This is a genomic window from Mucilaginibacter sp. (assembly GCF_025362475.1).
In the GTDB taxonomy this organism is placed as follows: domain Bacteria; phylum Bacteroidota; class Bacteroidia; order Sphingobacteriales; family Sphingobacteriaceae; genus Mucilaginibacter.
In genome coordinates this window covers 58,436-75,246 of sequence record NZ_JANYGH010000065.1, presented here as the reverse complement: position 1 = coordinate 75,246, position 16,811 = coordinate 58,436, and the positions used below count along the sequence as shown (strand labels likewise).

Genomic DNA, 16,811 nt, shown 5'->3' with positions numbered 1-16,811 from the left:
TATGCTTGGTTTACAGGGGCTAAACAATTTTTTATTTATACTTTGTGCCTGCTATCTTAAAATTTAAATAATTTTACTTTTTATTATAAAGCTACAGTTATGAGCACAGTAAATATTCCACGTCTTGATCTTGATAATTACATAAACGGCAGTACTGCCGATCGTAAGCAGTTTTCTGACGATATTGGTAGAGCCTTTAATGAAACCGGTTTCGTTACCATAACCAATCATGGCTTAAGCAAACAATTGATAGATGAGCTTTATGAGGAGGTTAAAACCCTGTTTGCTTTGCCAGATGCTGTAAAGCAAAAATATGAGATCCCCGGTTTGGCCGGTCAGCGTGGTTATACAGGTAAAGGGAAAGAAACCGCGAAAGGCTTTAAAACACCCGATTTGAAGGAGTTTTGGCAAATAGGCCAAACCGTTACCGATGGTGACCCGATTAAAGATATTTACCCCGATAACGTGGCGGTTGATGAATTGCCATCATTTAACACTACCACGCTGGAGGTTTATAAAAAGCTGGAAACCGCGGGCAAACACCTGTTACAGGCCATCTCGATTTATTTAAACCTGCCCGAAAATTATTTTGACGATAAGGTACACAACGGAAACTCTATCCTGCGTACGCTGCATTACTTCCCGATAACCGATCCAGATTCGGTACCTGATGACGCGGTACGTGCCGGTGCGCATGAGGATATCAACCTCATTACCCTGCTTATTGGCGCCAGTGCCGATGGTTTGGAACTGCTTACCCGTGAGGGAGCATGGTTCCCTGTAAAAGCACATGGTGAAGATTTGGTAGTAAACGTTGGCGATATGCTGCAACGCTTAACCAATAACAAATTGAAATCGACCACGCACCGTGTGGTGAACCCACCGCGCGAGCTGATGAAATATTCCCGTTTTTCGGTACCGTTTTTCCTGCACCCAAAATCGGGAATGGATTTAACAAGCCTGGATTCATGTATCGATGAGCAACACCCTAAGCTATATACCGATATTACCGCCGGCGAATATTTGGATGAGCGATTGAGGGAGATTGGTTTGAAAATGTAAAATAATAAAAGCCCTTTCCTTTGGAGAGGGCTTTTTGATAAACCAATTTATTTCATGAATCAATCCAACCCTGCAATTGAGGTTCCTCTTAGTAAAACCAAAACGTTACTTGTTATATTAGGAGGTTTTGTGTTTGTATTATTATCTATATGGATGTGGGATACAGCAGATACACAAACAAGGTGGCCTCCAATTTGTCTTAGAGTACTTTCAGTAATTGGCGGTGCGTTTTTTGGCTCGGCACTTATAGTTGGCCCTAAAAAACTATTTGATAAGCGTCCGGGGTTAATTATCAGTGATGAGGGTATTCAGGACAATTGCTCCATTTCCAGAGGTCGGTTCATTGCCTGGAAAAACATTCAGGGCTTTAAAATAGTAAAGATCAGATCAACTAAACTGATTTTGGTATTTATAAATAACGCAAAAGAGGTAATTCAAGAGGAAAATAAATTTACACAAGCCCTAATGCGTGTTACCGAAAAAACGTACGGAACACCCATATCAATAAGCAGCGGCACATTAAAAATTGATTCGGACGATTTATTGCAGCTCCTTTTGGATAGGCAATTAGCTGTTAAGGCCATTACTTAGCCAGCATAGCCTTGCCGCTAACCCTATCTTCGGCCCCCTGCTTCCTCTTATACAAAACAAAAACACCTGTAGCCAGCAACCCAATCACGCCCTCAATGAAAACCGCTTGCCTTGGGCCGCGCTCATTGGCCAGCCAGCCTACCAAAAGGCTGCCAACGGGTATCATTCCCTGGTAAGCCATTACGTAATAGCTTATAGCCCTCGCCCGCATAGCCGGTATTGCATGTGTTTGGATATAGGTATTGATAGCCGATGTTTGCGCCATCATCCCCACACCGGTAAAGCCCATAAAGATTAATGCAAAAGACAGTTTGCCTGCATAAGCCACCATCAATACACTCGATCCAAAAATGAGGCTTGCGGTAATGATGATCTTTACCAGGTTTTTACCTGTTTTTAAATTGGCCAGGTAAACTGCGCTGATCACAGATCCTACGCCTGCCGCGCTTTCAAACCAGCTAAAGGTTTTGGCATCGCCGTTAAAAATATCTTTTGCAAAAATGGGCATCAGCGTGTTAAAGGGAATAACAAATAGGCTGCTTATGGTAAGCATCAGGATCAGGCTGCTCAGGTCACGGTCGCCGGATACATATTTAAAGCCATCCTGCAGTTCGGCCCAGATACCTTTTTGCGGTTTGCCTATTACGGTGGTATTCAACTTCATCATAAACAAACAGGCCAGCACGGGTATGTAGCTTAAAAAGTTGCCGAAGAAACAAAAGTCCTCTCCGAAAGTGCTTAAAACAATACCGGCCACTGCGGGGCCTGCTATACGTGCAAAATTGGTCATGGTAGAGTTTAGCGCTATGGCATTGGGCAAATCGGCTTTATCTTCAACCATTTCTACCATGATAGATTGGCGACAGGTTACATCAAAGGCGTTGATGATCCCCTGAACCAGGCTTAGGCCAATAATGGCGGGGATGTTATAAAACTTAAATAATATTAAAAAGGCCAATGCCCCTGCCTGTAGCATAGATACTACCTGGGTAATAACCAATATGCGGTAGCGGTTATGCCTGTCAACAATGCTACCTGCATATGGTGCCAGGATTAATGAGGGGATCAAACTAACAAAACTAACTATACCCAGCAATACTGCCGAGCCGGTAAGCCTGTAAACCAGCCAGCTTACTGCTGTTTTCTGCATCCATGTACCGATGAGTGATATAGACTGACCGTAAAAAAACAATTTGAAATTACGGTATTTGAGAGAGCGGAAAATATTCATTTATTCATTCATAACACAAGCAAATTCAGGGGAGATCTTAATGTAAGACTATTGAAATTGTTTATGATGCAAATATCCGCAATGATGATATATTTGTAAAATAGATTGTTTTAATGAAAATGATCGGTAAAAACGATTGATTATGGAACTTAGACAATTACAATATTTTGTTAAGGCTGCCGAAACGATGAACTTCACAGAAGCTGCCGCTGCGGTATTTATTACCCAAAGCACCCTATCGCAACAAATAAAGCAACTGGAAGATGAGTTAGGGATGCTTTTGTTTGATAGAATAGGCCGGCATGTGCGCATTACGGAAGCCGGGCATATATTTTTAACCCACGCAACTAAAATACTTAACGACGTACAAAAAGGGAAGCAGGCCATTACAGAGTTAAACAATGCAGCTACCGGCGAATTAAATTTAGGGGTATCTTATGCCTTTACTTCGTTGCTGTTACCGGCTCTTGCGCCCTTCTCAAATAAATATCCCGGTATAAAGATCTTTATTACTTATGGCAGTCCTGAGGAATTGGAAAAAAAACTCAGGCTGGCCGAGCTGGATATGATCCTGGCATTTCACAACCAGTCTGACGATGAAGACCTGGAAATGCAGGTACTGTTCAGTTCCAGTATTGTTATGGTGGTTGCTAAAGATAACCCGCTGGCTAAGCTCGAAAAAATAAGTTTGGAAGAGTTGGCCCAACAAGAGCTGATATTACCCGGTAAAGGCTTTAGTTCCCGGGAGTTCATTAACGGCTTGTTTTACAAAGGCAAGATCGCTCCAAATATTAGGATCGAGCTGAATGATATGCACTCCTTATTATCACTGATTCAAAACGGCCATTGGGCAACGGTGCTTAATGAAAAAGCCTTAATAGGCTGGGATAAGGTTGTAGCTGTTCCTATAGCGGCCAAAGGCATCAAACGGCAATCCTATATCCTTTGGCAAAAAGGAGTTTACCGCAAAAAAGCAGCTATTTTATTTATTGAACAGTTGGTGGAGGTTATGGGGCATGAGTAGTGGTCCGGTTGGTACATGTTTTTCATCTGCTGGGGTGGTACTCCTCTGGAGCACAAAACAATAGCGTGTATTTTTCTACAAAGCTTTTGATCCTCTGGATCAGCTATAGTGTGAGCATATCTTTTTTATTCTCATACTGTATTTAGAAAACGATGTCATCGAACGAGGTACGAGGAGAAATCTTATGCAACTTTCATGCAAGCTGTGCACATCAGCTTAGCATCTGGTGTGATTTTTTCGATAGAAGTGTGATAGTTTACCCGAAGGATCAAAAGAATATGAACGGCCAAAATTTATGAGATTGGATTAGCGATTTGATTGATCCAGAGGATCAAAAGCTTTGTAGAAAATCATAAAAAAAATTTGGTACCCCAGAGGGGAACCACCATTCTTAAAAAAAATCAACCGCGTTATTATTGCTTATTTTTAGTATCATTGGTAAACAAGCCTTAATGATACAATTTATCCGTAAAAACCACCACGCCATCATAATTTATAGCCTGCTGTTAACGGTAGTATTGCTTTTATGCTTTATGGTTGGCTCAAAGGTGTTCAGTATGCTTACCGTTCAAAGTTTATCAATGGATACCCGGTTTGTGGTAAGCCGGTTGGCATTTTGGTTATGTTTTGCTGTTATTTACTGGTACGTTTTAAACAAAGAAAAACAACCTCTTTTATTATGGGGAGAGAAGCGTTATTCGATAGGCTTTTCTATCCTGTCTATTTTCGCAATTTTGCTGATCATACTGATAGGCGCCGTAATAATTGCCCTGCCAATTAAATTATGGGGTACGCTTAAAGTAAGCAATGCCATGTTATTGATGCTTAAATTAAGTTTTCCGGCTAAATTATTTGGTGTTTTTACTGCGGGGGTATTGGAAGAATTAATTTTCAGGGGATACATGATACCGCGGCTGCAGCTATTTTTTAAAAACCAGCATTTACCTATAATAATAAGCGCCGTGCTTTTCGGCTTATTACATGCAGGTTATGGTACTATAATAAATGTATTAATGCCTGTATGGATAGGCTTGGTTTTTGGCTACCATTACTATAAATACCGTAACTTAAAAATGCTGATCATTTGCCATATTTTAATGGACTATAACGCATTAATAGGGTTTTTCCACATTAAACATTAAAGAGGGTTTACTTTTTCATCTCGTCCGTAATTGCCCGTAAAAATTCATTTACATGCTGGGAACCTATAATATAAACCATGCCGTCTCTATCGGTTAAATGAATGGCATCATTACCGGCAGCATAAAAACGGATAGTACCTTTGGTATGCAGGTTATAAACCGGGTTATTAAACAGGTAGCGGCTATATAATCCTTTTTCGACTTTTACAATGCCATTAAGATCAATTTTTACAACGCGGGCAGTCCATAAGCCGCTCAGGCGAATGCTTTTATTTTCAACAGTAGTGCTATAATGCAGCAGGAAACCCATAATGATGGATATGATGATAATAGCGAAGCCAACCACCACCAACAAATCGCCGTTGCGCTCACGCTCGTCGGTAAAAAAGTAGGCTGCAAAACAAAACATGGCCAAAACCAGGCGTATGGTAATTGGGATAAATTCGCGGCCCAGGTATTGCTTTTCTACAAAAACAGTTTTTTCGCTCGTCATAATTTGTACAATTCGAATATAGTAACTTTTTTAGTGTTATTGTTTACTTTATACCTTTCATCGGGCCGGTACCCTGCCACCCAAATTATATCGCCGTTGCCATTTACCAGGATGGGTACTTCCTCCTTTTGATGTAAGGATAATTTCTGGTTGATAAAATAATCACTCAGTTTTTTTCGTCCTTTCATCCCCAGCGGGTAAAAATAATCGCCCTCCTGCCAGGCCCGTACCGTAAGCGGATATACCAGCAAAGCCGCGTCAACTGATGTGGCCAGTGGGTTATCTTTTATAATCAGCGGAGTATCGTCATGCAGTAAATTAAGCTTATATGTGCCATAATAAACCTCATGCTCCTGCTCAAATATGCTTACCGGTTCCAGTACCCCTGTTTTCTTTTGTTTGATGATCAGCCTTTCGCGATCAAGTACCAACAAAAATCCCGTTGATTCAAAGATCCGGCCCGAATGCTTGTCCAGTACCGATAGCACATCATCAACGGTGGTTTCATTAAAACCGTATTCCTGTAATAATTTAAACAGGAGCAAACGCGCGGGATTTAATTTTTTAACCTCATCAATAAGCAAAAATATTTCATCGGTGCCCCATTGCAACAGCGTCTTTTTTAAATCGGCAACCTGGTTATCTAACAGGAGTTCCAGATCCCTGAAATGTTTCAGATTGTTTTCGAACGTTTTTTCAAGCGATGGGTTAAGCTCCTTTAGCCTGGGGATAACCTCAAGCCTGATTTTATTGCGGGCATATTTTGCAGAAACGTTTGAGCTGTCTTCCACAAAATCTAATTTGTTACCGGTAATAAAGGTGGCTATTTCTTCGCGCTTTAAAAATAACAGCGGGCGCACCAGCATACCGTTTTTAGGTAATATGCCATGTAAGCCGGCAATGCCGGTTCCGCGGGTAAGGTTTAACAATATTGTTTCAATCGCATCGTTTTGGTGGTGTGCAAGAGCAATGGCCTGGTAGCCTGATTGCTGGCATACAGTATCAAACCATTGGTAACGCAAATCGCGGGCGGCCATCTGGATAGATATTTTATGTTCGGCGGCATATGCTATGGTATCAAAATTGATGGTATGAAAAGGTACCCGCAGTTTATTAGCCAGGTTATTGCAAAACTCCTGATCGCGCAGGGCTTCGTTGCTCCTTAACTGAAAATTACAATGGGCAATGCTGAAATTAATTCCCGCGGCTTTTAACAAGTGAGTCATTAAAACAGAATCCATACCACCGCTTACAGCAGCCAAAACCTTGCTGCCTGGGGCAAACAAGGCATTTTGTTCAATAAAATTAGCAAACTGGGTAACTGGTAGCATTCATCAAAATTATTAATTTAATAACCCCAACAAAAAACTAATTTTGCCACAGTGAGAAAATATGTTTTAAGCTTTTTGTTATTGATGATGGCGGCCACCGTTATGGGGCAAAAAAAATCAATTGTAAACCTGATACAATCAGCAAGCAGCACTGGCACAAAGATAAATGGCCGCGATGTTATCAAGGTTTATAAAGGGGTTTTTAAACAGGATTTTTCAATCCTGCGATCAGATAGCGCCTATTTTTATCCCCAGGATAATGCCTTTGATGCTTTTAGTAATGTAAACATTAACCAGGGCGATACGCTGAACATCTATTCGGACAAGTTAAACTATAACGGGAATACAAAAATTGCCATCTTAACTAATAATGTTAAAATGGTGGATAAGGATGCTACGCTTACTACCGATTACCTCACCTACAATACTGCAACCCGCATAGGAACTTATACCGGCGGTGGTAAGCTTATCAATAAGGACAATGTACTTACCAGTAAAAACGGCTACTACTTTGCCTTTTCGCGCGATTCATATTTTCGTTATGATGTGGTTTTAACAACGGTGGATGCCGTTATTAAAACCGACACCATGAAGTATAATACAGGTACCCGGATTGCCTATTTTTATGGGCCTACCAATATTTATGGCAAAAAAGACAAAGATACTTTGTATACCGAGAACGGCCTGTACAATACCGTAACGGAACAAGCTTTTTTTGGCAAAAAAAACCAGTATAAACAAGGCACAAAATCATTAAAAGGTGATAGTTTGTTTTACGATAAGCTGAAAGGATATGGCCGGGCAGTTAAAAACATCACCTTTATAGATAGGGAGCAAAAAATAACCATGAAAGGCGATTTGGCCACTTACTTTAAGGCCGATGAGCGCACCGTGGTTACTAAAAACGCCTACATGGTATTGGTTACCGAACAAAAAGATACCACCAAAACAGACTCGGTGCCTCCCCCGATGCCGCTTACCGCCAAAAACAAAGCACTAAAGGCGCCAGTCAATACCATGAAGATAACCAATATGGCAAACCTGGCTGGGCAGGTTAAACCTAATGGCATTGTGTCAAAAAAAGATTCGGCTAAAATTGATTCGTCGGTACGCAAGTTGGCAGTAAGCAATAAAACCATTACGCCGGGCCAAATAAAAAGCGCTATGGAGCTGGCAAATATGGCGGAGAAACTGAAGCCTAACCTCACCAAAAAAGATTCGACCAAAATTGATTCCGTAATACGAAAAGCAGCAGCCCAGGCTAAAAATATTAAACCGGCTGACGCCCAAAAGAAGATAGCCAGTTTAGCACAGGTAGCTGCAGCGGTTAAACCCGGCAGGGATACAAAAAACATAAAGGCCCCGGCCGATACCGCCAAGTCAGGAAAAATAAAACGAGATTCCGTTTACATGACGGCCGATACGCTGGAAACCCAGATAATGACTTATAAAAACCTGAAGCTTTACCAGGAAAAGCAACGCCAGGCCTATGCTTACGTTCGTGATACATCGGCGGCAGCAAGGAAACAGATAGTTGAGATTAAGAAATTATCAAAGGTATTGGTAGCGCGCAGGCTTTCTATACCTAAGGATACCACTTATAGGCACACTGATTATTTTGGGCATCCCAAGGTGATAGTAGATTCGGCGCAAATAAAAAAAGATAAGGTAACGGCTGTAAGAAAAGCAAAGCAGGATAGTATACGTACCGAGGAAATTAAACGCGACCCGGTATTTGCCCAACGCGAGATTAATTTGAAGGATACCGCCCGCGTAAGGATCCTGATAGCGCACCACAACGCTAAATTATTTAAATCGGATCTGCAGGGTAAGGCCGACTCAATTTTTTACAGTAACAGCGATTCAACCATCAGGTGCTATGTGAAACCAATGTTTTGGACCCAGGGCTCGCAACTATCTGGCGACACGATATATGTACAAATGCGGAACAAAAAGATGGATAATATGGAGCTGTTTCCATCGGCATTTATTGTAAACCTTGAAAAGAACGATTCACTGCATTTTAACCAGATGGGCGGTAAAAAAATGCGCGGCTTTTTTAAAGATGATAAGCTGGATAAGATGTACACCGTTGGCAATGCCGAAAGCATCTACTTTAAACGGGATAGTGTGAGCAACACGGTGGAGGGAATGCAGCGATCCCTCAGCAGCCGTATGGTGGTATCATTCAGGAAGAGTAAACTTACCAATATTCGCCTCCAAACCAAACCCGAGAATAGGTATCTGCCCATTAAAAAAGTAGTGGATGATGATAAAATTTTAAAAGGTTTTATCTGGAAACCTAAGGACAGGCCAATATCAAAGGAATCTATCATTTCGCCGCACAAAACAACTGATGTAAAACTGCCGGGAGGTAAGTCGCCGGCAAAAGGCAAACCGGGTGTGCCTGTAACCAAGCCAGTAAAAGGCACAGCTGCCGATAGTTTGAAAAAGCCATCATTAATGGGCAAGGATAGTTTGCTTAAAGCGGATACTACCAAACAGAAGCCTATTAAAACGGTGAAAGATACAGTGGCTAAAACGCCGCCCGCTAAATTGCCAGAGCCGGTTAAAGCGGTAAAGGATACAGTTAAAAGCCCGGCTAAAAAGCCTGGGCAGCAGAATTAACTCTTTTTATCTTTTGTCCCCTCAGGGTCTCTCGGTAGAGGACCCTGAGGCGTTATACAAATCGGATATGCATAGTTTTATACTTAGCAAGCCCCCTCAGGGTCCCTTTTCAAGGAGACCCTGAGGGGGCATCAACAGAATTAGCCCTTTTTATCTTTAGCCTTTAGTTTATATTTTGTGCTCTCAGGGTCCTCTATCGAGAGACCCTGAGGCGCTATGCAGATCGGATATGCATAGTTTTATACTTGGCAAGCGGCCCCAGGGGCCCTTTTCAAGGAGGCCCTGAGGGGGCATCAACAGAATTAGCCCTTTTTAGTTTTAGCCTTTAGTTTATATTTTGTGCCCTCAGGGTCTCTCGATAGAGGACCCTGAGGCGTTATGCAGATCGGATAGCATAGTTTTATACTTAGCAAGCGGCCTCAGGGTCCCTTTTCAAGGAGACCCTGAGGTAACATCAACAGAATTAGTCTCTTTTATCTTTAGCCTTTGGTTTATACTTCTCCAGCTTTTTTTGTACGTAACTCTGCCTTCGGTTACCGGCTTCTGATATCGTAACCGAATCGGAAAACTGACTGATGGTTTTAGGAACCCCTATTCGCTGAGATCCATAAATACCAGAGTGTCCGCTAAAAAAGTAAGCCGTGAAACAAGCCACCGCGAAGAATAGCGCGTATTGGCTGCCAAAAAGCTCAATCCCCATAAAAGTACAGGCCAATGGTGTATTGGTGGCACCTGCGAAAACGGCGATAAAACCCAATGCGGCGAAAAGGCTAACCGGCGCATCCATTATTACGGATAAGGTATTGCCCAGGGTGGCTCCAATATAAAATAAGGGCGTAACCTCGCCACCTTTAAAGCCGGTTGCAAGCGTAGTTGTAGTATAGATAGTTTTCCACAGCCAGCTCCAGGTATTGGCGCCACCGGGGTTAAATGCCGATGGAATGGTGACAGCGCCGGCATATTCAGGGTCGATGCCGAGGCTTAGGTAATCGGGTTTGCCCAACAGGGCGGTTAAGCCAATGATGATTAAACCACCAATTACCGGAATAAGCCAGGGTTTACGAACGCGTTTTACGAAAAACGCTTTAATTCCGTGAACCATGTAGGCAAATAAGTAACTGGCTAAACCGAAGGCAACAGATGCAATGATGATTTTTACCAGCAACAAAAAATCAAAGGAAGTATAAGCTGAATACCAATGGGCTGTGCCCGCGAAAGTATCAATATGATACGCTGTATGGTGAACACCCCATGTAGCAACAGTAATATCGCCAAAAATACCGGCTATTAAACAGGGTAACAGCGCGTTGTATTGTATGCGGCCGATAGTTAAAACTTCCATAGCGAATATGGCCCCGGTGAGTGGCGTGCCAAATACCGCCCCAAAGCCTGCGGCAATACCCGCAATTAATACAATGCGTGTATCGGCTTCATTCAGTTTAAACCAATGTGCAAAGGCCTGGGCTATGCTGCCACCAATTTGTACCGCCGTGCCCTCGCGCCCGGCTGAGCCACCAAACAGGTGGGTAATAATAGTGGTGATCAATACCACCGGCGCCATACGTTTTGGTACACCGCATCCGGGTTGATGTATTTCATCTATGATCAGGTTGTTCCCTTTTTCGGATGATCCGCCAAATAGTTTGTATATAAAGTAAATAGCAATACCCGCCACAGGTAAAAAATACAACAGGTAAGGATGTTGAAACCTGAAATGGATGGCCCAGTTAAGCAGCCATAAAAACAAGGCCACCATGCTGCCAATGGCAATTGCAATGGGAATGATGAGGAGTGTCCACCTCAACAGGTTTTTCACTATCGAAAAATGCTCTGACAGGAATGCTTTATCGTTCATTTTATGGCGATGCTAATTTAGTTTTAAAATTGATTGGTTGTTAGCGATGCAGAGAAACTTCAATACAGAAATATTGATGCCGCATACCTTAAATGATATTGAATGGGAGAAAGGAAAAACGCGCTGTATTAAACGGCGGGATGTCTTTAAAATGGATTTGATCAGCAATTTTTTCACCTACAAAAAATTAGCGCGGAATAAATTCCACGGGTTAATTATTGTAGGCGCCATCAGCTTTTTAGGGCGGTTAAATAGGAAGACACCATTTCCTTAAAACAAATATAGAAAAAACTATTGAATTGGTTTCTGTATAAATCTGCGCGGGCACCACAGAAAGTTTTATACAAGCTCGAAATAATCTTTAATTTCAGCCCATGATACAAACCGAACTGCAACTGCGCAAAAAAGTAAAAACCTGGGTTATTGTATTCATCATCGGTTTGGTATTAAGTGGCGTTACGGCTTTCCCAATTGAAAGCGAACTGGCGTTTTTTGCAGCACACGCCAATATATTTCCCTCCTTTATGCATGATTGGTTAATAAAGGTTTACCTGGCGGTAAAAACAACCAACGAAAACTATCCCTATTTGAGTTATGGTACCGATTGGCTGGCATTTGGTCACCTTGTTATTGCCACAGTGTTTATTGGTCCGTTAAAAGATCCGGTTAAAAATATCTGGATAATCCAGTTCGGGATGATAGCCTGTGTTATGGTGTTCCCGCTGGCATTCATTGCCGGACCAATCCGGGGAATCCCCATTTACTGGCGTTGTATCGATTGCTGTTTCGGCATCTTTGGTTTTATTCCGCTGTATATCTGTTATCGCGATATTAAAAAGATAGCGGCCTTAACTTCCTGAGCGGCGTATATTGGCCAGCGGTTTTGAACTGGCAATATTGGGTGCTCCTATTCCGGCTGGTGGCGAATGCAAATTGCCCTGATTTATTTTATTTAAAATATACTGCACTATAATTCTTCCCATTTTTTGCTTCCCGGCAGTTGAAAGATGGCTGTTGTTGCGATACAATATCTTATGTTTTTGATAGTTATCGCATACCAGGTTAAAGGGAACCACAATGGCAGAATCCTGCAGGTGGGTGTCTTTTAAAACTTCACTTACCTGCTTGCGGTAATCATCCAAATTTCCGGTGCTGCCGTTATCAATAATTAATGAGCTTACCTCATTACGCACTTTTTTTAATATTCCTAAACTATCGGTAACCTCCTTAAACCCAAAATCGGGCATGGTTACAAAAACAGGCTCAATATTGTTTTTTGCCAAATCGCCAATGATAAGCGAACTGTAATAGGCATAAAACTTTGCACCCATTTCACCCGCTGCATCACTTGTTCCGGCCAAAATTATACAGTAATCAAGGTTATGATGCAGTATCTCACTGCTTGAATAAGGTGTACCCGGTCCGGCGTATAAATTGTCATAAATATCTTTCGTTTTTGCCTCCGGCTCGCCAAAGGAAATGACCTCCGTTTTTATACCGCGCCTTAAAAACTCATCGCTTATGATGGTATCCAATGAAATGCCGGTTGCCCAGCTATCGCCGATGATCCCTATCCGTAAAATATTGTTCTTGTGCCGTTTTTCGGGTACCGGTGCATATCTTTTCTCTAAGGCATATCGCTTGTTAAAATAATACCCCAGCCCTACAGCAACAAAGGCTACAGCTAACAGCACTAACTTAACAGATCTTTTCATATAATAGATGTCGTTGCGCGTTTTACGCTTAAACAAACAGCATGGTTTGGGTTTCGTAAACAAACAGATAATCAGGTAGGGTTTTACGTATCGGGGCGCTAAATGTTGCTGATTGGAGGATATAAACTTACAGAAAACTCCTGGAGCTATATAGTATTGTTATTGGAGATTAGGAAAAGCATAAGCTACATAATGACCATGATGAGCCAATGAAACCGGGATATCTGCCCTATTATCTCCATTGAATAAAACCGGGCATCCGGAACTGTTTTTAATAATATGTAAATCATCCGTGTCAAAAACAGAAGCCAGCTTTTTTAAAAGGAATTGCCTTACCGCTCTTGATTGATTTTCAGGCTCGGTTTGGTCAATATGTTTAATGCCCCAGTATATATTTTCAAAATCCTTGCTGTTGTTTACAGTTGAAGCTATATAATTTGAATTGACTATCGATCTCGAATAAAAGTTATCTGTACCAAAGGCAATGATGGCGTTATAAGTAGTTAGCCCGGCAAAGCCTTTAGCTTCAATTTGGGCTTGGGTTATTGCCGGGATGGAAGCCTCCCGTTGCAATTCAATTTGTTCAATAGTAATTTTTGAGGGAGAAAAAACAAGGCCGGGATGGTGCCTTTGTATGAATTTGTAAACAGATTCTTTAACCGACCAAAGCATCCATACAAAATATTCGAACGGCATATCGGCCAGGTGGGGCTGGTTGTGTAATGCCGTTTCGGTACCGGTAATAAATTTTGTATAAAACCTTGGTTCTTTTGTACGCGTAGCGTTAATTGTACCAAGGTCTACAATATCATTACCGGCACTTATGATCATATTTGCTGGTTTGTCTTTTCTTCTATTACATCAATACAGCCGCCCACATTTACCATTTTATCGGCAGCGTCGTAATCTATTTCAATGTTGTATTTGGTTTCGGCGTCAATAATGATATCAACAAGATTGGCCGAGTTTATTTTCAAGTCTGTAATAAGGTTGGTGCCTTCATCAATGTTAGCCAGTGTTTCTTTATCAAGGGTATATGGCGATAAAACTTTTCTTAGTTCAATTAAAATTTCTTGTCGTGTCATCAGGGTTAAATTTAGAAAATATTAAGCAGGTATTTACGTCGCCAAAGCCAAAGTTGGCCTTAGCAACTATATTTATATCTTTATTGACTACAGAAGTAGGCAAACGGTTTAAGTTGATATGTTTACTTATTTCCGGATTAGGGTCATCAAGGTTAATGTTTGGATGTGCAAACCCATGTACAATTTGCAATATTGATGCCACAGATTCAATAGACCCAGCCGCGCTTAAGCAATGACCGATCATTGATTTGAGGGAATTCATCAACGGAAAATCATCTCCTGATCTGTTCAGGGCCTTACACCAGTTTTGAATTTCCTGCATATCGGCATTTGTGGCAGTAAGGTGGCCGCTGATGAGATCAACTTGCTGCCCCGTGATTTGGGAATTGGCCATGGCTTCCTCTATACATCTTATTACACCCAGCGGATTGGCTGCCGTCATTGATCCGCCTGTGCGCTGGCCGCCGCTGTTGGCTGATCCGCCTAAAACTTCGGCATAAATTGTTGCGCCGCGTGCAAGGGCAAATTCAAGGTCTTCTAAAACCAATGCGGCTGCGCCCGATCCGGGAACAAAGCCGCCGGCCGTTATGCTCATGGGACGTGATGCCTTTTCTGGCTCATGGTTAAACTTACGGGATAGTACCCGCATAGAATCAAACGAACCGAATACATAGGTATCCACATATTCGCTGCTGCCAACCAGCATCCGTTTGGCATAGCCATCTTTAATGGTTTCGTAGCCCATTAAAATGGCCTGTGTACCCGTTGCGCAGGCTGCCGAATTGGTGATCACCTTATTGCCCAGGCCCAGCCTGCCCGATATATAGGAGGTTACACCGCTGTTCATGGCTTGTTCAACCACGCGCGAGCCTAATTTTTTCACCTCTTTGTTATCAACCCGGGTAATTACATTTTTCATGGCCTCCGTATCAGAAACGCTGTTTCCAAAAATGCATCCGGTTTCCCAGCGGGGCTCATCGGTATCATAGGTTAAGCCGGCATCTGTCCAGGCATCAAGGGCGGCCATTAAGCCATAGCCGATGTTGGTGCCTTTTAAACCATGAAAAGTAACTTCGGATATGTAATTTTTATTTTTAAGATCTTCTAATACAAAGCTGGGTTTGCCCGCAACCTGGCAGCTAAACTTTAATTCTTCGTAAAGCGGCATAAATTTTATGCCCGATATGCCATTTTGTATGGCATTTAAAAAAGCGCTGATGCCTATTCCGTTTGGCGATACAACGCCCATTCCTGTAACTACAACACGCCTGCTCATTTTAAGTCAATATGTTTAATAATGCCGGCAAATGTTCCTCTTGCTACAATCTCCTTTGAGCTGTCCAGCATCTCCACAGTACACTTCAGTTTTCCAAAACGGAAATACTGTTTTTTGGAAATAACGGTAACTTTTTGACCGGGTAATACCATTTTATAAAAAGAAACATCGGTTGAGGTAAGTACAGGATATAAGGAAGAGTCGCTGGTAAAATCGTTCCCTGGCTCCTTCAATATTAAAAATATACCCAGTACCACCAATCCAATCTGGGCCATAATTTCTGTAATGATAACACCGGGTGTAACCGGGTTGCCCTCAAAATGGTCTTCGTAAAAAAAGGCATCCTGCTTCAACGTGAAATCGCCCGTAACACCATCCTCATTCAACGATGTAATGTTATCAATAAAGCGAAACGTTGATTTATAGGGTAAATGATTAAGTATATGGTTATTCATCATGTATCAAAAACTAATATTTACAAACAATGTTCACCCCCGTCTACATGAATTAATGAACCATTTATCCAAAATGCTTCATCGGTACAAAGCATGTAAATTACATTTGCCACATCTGTTGGCACAGTTATGCGCCCCATTGGGTTATTAGCCGCGGCCAGTGTTATCAATTTATCGCTGCCCGGAATCCTTTTTAAGGATGGCGTTTCGGTAACCCCCGCCTGTATCAGGTTTGTTTTTAATCCGTAACGGCTAAACTCAACTGCCATATACCTGGTAAGGCTCTCCAATGATGCCTTTGCAATGGATACCGCCGCGTAGCTTTCCCAGTATTTATGAACACCATCGCTGGTTAAACCAATCACCCGGGCATCAGGGTTAAAAAGTTCAGCCTCCAACAGCAGTCTTGTCCAGTCCAATAAACTGTTACTCATGGCGTAGGTTGTTGCCTGTATATCTTCAATTGAAAGAACGGGGTCGTTATTGGCTCCTGCTGCCAATGGTTTTAAATTACCACGGGCTATGGAATGCAGCAATAACTTAACACAATGTTTATGTACAGCAAGCTGGGCAAATTGTTTTAAAAATAAATCGCGACCGGTTTGTTCAAGAGCGTTTATATTAAAAGGTAAAATGGTTACGCTGTGTTCTGCTGCTATTTGAGTTAGTTGTTCTTTAAGCGGTTTTTCTGTAATAGCAGTTTCCCGGTATAAAAGGGCAATGTTCATGCCATGTGCGGCTAATTTTTGCAAAGCGGCAAAGCCAAAGCCACTTGATCCGCCTAAAATTACCGCCCATGAGCCAGCAAACTGTTGAGTTTTATCCATGTAAACCGCTTATTGCTAATGTCATACTTTATGCTTGGGAAGATACTGTTAAATATTTATGCTATTAAGTTCCTCAAAAAAATTCAAACCCCAAAG

16 protein-coding genes and 1 riboswitch are annotated in these 16,811 nt (G+C 41.9%); of the genes, 6 read left to right on the top strand and 10 right to left on the bottom strand.

The features are described 5' to 3' along the window. Positions 1 to 99 precede the first annotated feature (99 nt). Both Q0R88_RS22330 and Q0R88_RS22325 read left to right on the top strand, forming a co-directional pair. Positions 100 to 1,062, top strand: coding sequence for a 2-oxoglutarate and iron-dependent oxygenase domain-containing protein (locus Q0R88_RS22330; protein WP_295720622.1), 963 nt, complete (start codon positions 100 to 102; stop codon positions 1,060 to 1,062). 54 nt (positions 1,063 to 1,116) lie between these two features. Further along, on the top strand, positions 1,117 to 1,653 hold the full coding sequence (locus Q0R88_RS22325) for an STM3941 family protein (protein WP_295720620.1): 537 nt from the start codon (positions 1,117 to 1,119) through the stop codon (positions 1,651 to 1,653). On the opposite strand, the gene Q0R88_RS22320 is transcribed toward Q0R88_RS22325, so the two are convergent. Beyond that, positions 1,646 to 2,884, bottom strand: a complete 1,239-nt coding sequence (locus tag Q0R88_RS22320; RefSeq protein ID WP_295720618.1) for an MFS transporter — start codon at positions 2,882 to 2,884, stop codon at positions 1,646 to 1,648. The genes Q0R88_RS22325 and Q0R88_RS22320 overlap by 8 nt on opposite strands. A gap of 142 nt (positions 2,885 to 3,026) precedes the next feature. On the opposite strand from Q0R88_RS22320, the gene Q0R88_RS22315 reads away from it, so the two are divergent. Both Q0R88_RS22315 and Q0R88_RS22310 read left to right on the top strand, forming a co-directional pair. Next, positions 3,027 to 3,908: a LysR substrate-binding domain-containing protein gene (locus tag Q0R88_RS22315; protein ID WP_295720617.1), complete on the top strand. Its 882-nt coding sequence runs from the start codon at positions 3,027 to 3,029 to the stop codon at positions 3,906 to 3,908. Positions 3,909 to 4,360: 452 nt separating this feature from the next. Beyond that, positions 4,361 to 5,050 carry a CPBP family intramembrane glutamic endopeptidase gene (locus tag Q0R88_RS22310; RefSeq protein WP_295720616.1) on the top strand — a complete coding sequence of 230 codons (690 nt, stop codon included), beginning with the start codon at positions 4,361 to 4,363 and terminating at the stop codon, positions 5,048 to 5,050. Between the two features lie 7 nt (positions 5,051 to 5,057). Here the strand turns inward: Q0R88_RS22310 and Q0R88_RS22305 are convergent, their stop codons facing one another. Beyond that, complete coding sequence (locus tag Q0R88_RS22305; RefSeq protein WP_295720614.1) at positions 5,058 to 5,543, bottom strand: hypothetical protein; 486 nt, start codon at positions 5,541 to 5,543, stop codon at positions 5,058 to 5,060. After that, entirely contained in the window at positions 5,540 to 6,874 is a 1,335-nt protein-coding gene (gene tilS, locus Q0R88_RS22300; RefSeq protein WP_295720612.1) for a tRNA lysidine(34) synthetase TilS, read from the bottom strand. Before tilS ends, Q0R88_RS22305 begins: the two co-directional genes overlap by 4 nt. A gap of 51 nt (positions 6,875 to 6,925) precedes the next feature. Here tilS and Q0R88_RS22295 point away from each other — a divergent pair, with 51 nt between their 5' ends. Continuing rightward, positions 6,926 to 9,502 (top strand): OstA-like protein, encoded by a 2,577-nt coding sequence (locus Q0R88_RS22295; protein ID WP_295720610.1) that lies wholly within the window; start codon positions 6,926 to 6,928, stop codon positions 9,500 to 9,502. A gap of 463 nt (positions 9,503 to 9,965) precedes the next feature. Here Q0R88_RS22295 and Q0R88_RS22290 read toward each other — a convergent pair whose 3' ends face one another. Continuing rightward, positions 9,966 to 11,357 carry a voltage-gated chloride channel family protein gene (locus Q0R88_RS22290; RefSeq protein ID WP_295720608.1) on the bottom strand — a complete coding sequence of 464 codons (1,392 nt, stop codon included), beginning with the start codon at positions 11,355 to 11,357 and terminating at the stop codon, positions 9,966 to 9,968. A 214-nt stretch (positions 11,358 to 11,571) separates the two neighbouring features. After that, positions 11,572 to 11,636, bottom strand: a riboswitch (Fluoride riboswitch). A 95-nt stretch (positions 11,637 to 11,731) separates the two neighbouring features. Here Q0R88_RS22290 and Q0R88_RS22285 point away from each other — a divergent pair. After that, the gene (locus Q0R88_RS22285) at positions 11,732 to 12,217 is read left to right on the top strand and encodes a hypothetical protein (RefSeq protein ID WP_295720607.1); all 486 of its coding nucleotides are present in this window, start codon (positions 11,732 to 11,734) and stop codon (positions 12,215 to 12,217) included. On the opposite strand, the gene Q0R88_RS22280 is transcribed toward Q0R88_RS22285, so the two are convergent. The 6 genes from Q0R88_RS22280 to Q0R88_RS22255 all read right to left on the bottom strand — a co-directional run bounded on the left by Q0R88_RS22280 (position 12,206) and on the right by Q0R88_RS22255 (position 16,715). Continuing rightward, positions 12,206 to 13,072: a hypothetical protein gene (locus Q0R88_RS22280; protein WP_295720605.1), complete on the bottom strand. Its 867-nt coding sequence runs from the start codon at positions 13,070 to 13,072 to the stop codon at positions 12,206 to 12,208. The genes Q0R88_RS22285 and Q0R88_RS22280 overlap by 12 nt on opposite strands. A gap of 159 nt (positions 13,073 to 13,231) precedes the next feature. Continuing rightward, entirely contained in the window at positions 13,232 to 13,903 is a 672-nt protein-coding gene (locus Q0R88_RS22275; RefSeq protein ID WP_295720602.1) for a 4'-phosphopantetheinyl transferase superfamily protein, read from the bottom strand. Further along, a complete protein-coding gene (locus Q0R88_RS22270) occupies positions 13,900 to 14,157 on the bottom strand; it encodes an acyl carrier protein (protein ID WP_295720600.1) in 258 nt (85 codons plus the stop codon). Before Q0R88_RS22270 ends, Q0R88_RS22275 begins: the two co-directional genes overlap by 4 nt. After that, the gene (locus Q0R88_RS22265; protein ID WP_295720598.1) at positions 14,132 to 15,433 is read right to left on the bottom strand and encodes a beta-ketoacyl-[acyl-carrier-protein] synthase family protein; all 1,302 of its coding nucleotides are present in this window, start codon (positions 15,431 to 15,433) and stop codon (positions 14,132 to 14,134) included. The genes Q0R88_RS22270 and Q0R88_RS22265 overlap by 26 nt, the downstream gene beginning before the upstream one ends. Next, positions 15,430 to 15,891 carry a hydroxymyristoyl-ACP dehydratase gene (locus Q0R88_RS22260; RefSeq protein ID WP_295720596.1) on the bottom strand — a complete coding sequence of 154 codons (462 nt, stop codon included), beginning with the start codon at positions 15,889 to 15,891 and terminating at the stop codon, positions 15,430 to 15,432. The genes Q0R88_RS22265 and Q0R88_RS22260 overlap by 4 nt, the downstream gene beginning before the upstream one ends. Positions 15,892 to 15,908: 17 nt before the next feature. Continuing rightward, positions 15,909 to 16,715, bottom strand: a complete 807-nt coding sequence (locus Q0R88_RS22255) for an SDR family oxidoreductase (RefSeq protein ID WP_295720594.1) — start codon at positions 16,713 to 16,715, stop codon at positions 15,909 to 15,911. Between the last annotated feature and the right edge of the window lie 96 nt (positions 16,716 to 16,811).